The 439-nt window shown below is 72.7% G+C and carries 1 protein-coding gene; it reads right to left on the bottom strand.

What is annotated here, in order from left to right; all coding sequences use genetic code 11:
• The coding region (locus CRD59_RS07710; protein ID WP_201736594.1) for a hypothetical protein at positions 1-380 on the bottom strand (380 nt) is incomplete at its 3' end.
• Between the last annotated feature and the right edge of the window lie 59 nt (positions 381-439).

Genomic DNA, 439 nt, shown 5'->3' with positions numbered 1-439 from the left:
GGTGGGGAATCGGACGCCACAGGCGGGGGAGGCGAAGGCGGATAGGGGACAGGGGGGGGGCGCCGCGTGAAAGCGCTGTCGAGCGTGCGGGCCAGGTCGCGCAGGGCGCGGTCGTCCTGGGGGTCGCAGGCTATGCGTTCGAGTGATTCCAGCGGCAGGCTCGGGTCCATGCAGGCGCACACGACGGCGTCGCGGCAGGGCAGGTCGCGGCTGATGGTCTCGCGGACGAGGAGCCGCTGCCGCCGGTCCAGCCCGCACCGCCGGTCCAGTGAGTGCTTCCAGGCGTCGATGGCGTCGCGGCCCGCGATGTCAGCCCTTTCTGCGGTGATGCCGCCCCTGCTCGGCTCCGTACGTGGGGTTTCATGTGTCGGGACACCCACTGCCTGCCTCCCGCATTGAGCTGGCGGTGTAGCTCGCGCGCTGGGCGGGGCCAGCGCGG

It is taken from the genome of Bifidobacterium xylocopae, assembly GCF_003315615.1.
GTDB lineage: Bacteria > Actinomycetota > Actinomycetes > Actinomycetales > Bifidobacteriaceae > Bombiscardovia > Bombiscardovia xylocopae.
Note: the sequence above shows the minus strand (reverse complement) of the source record. Positions and strands in the feature narration are given on the sequence as shown.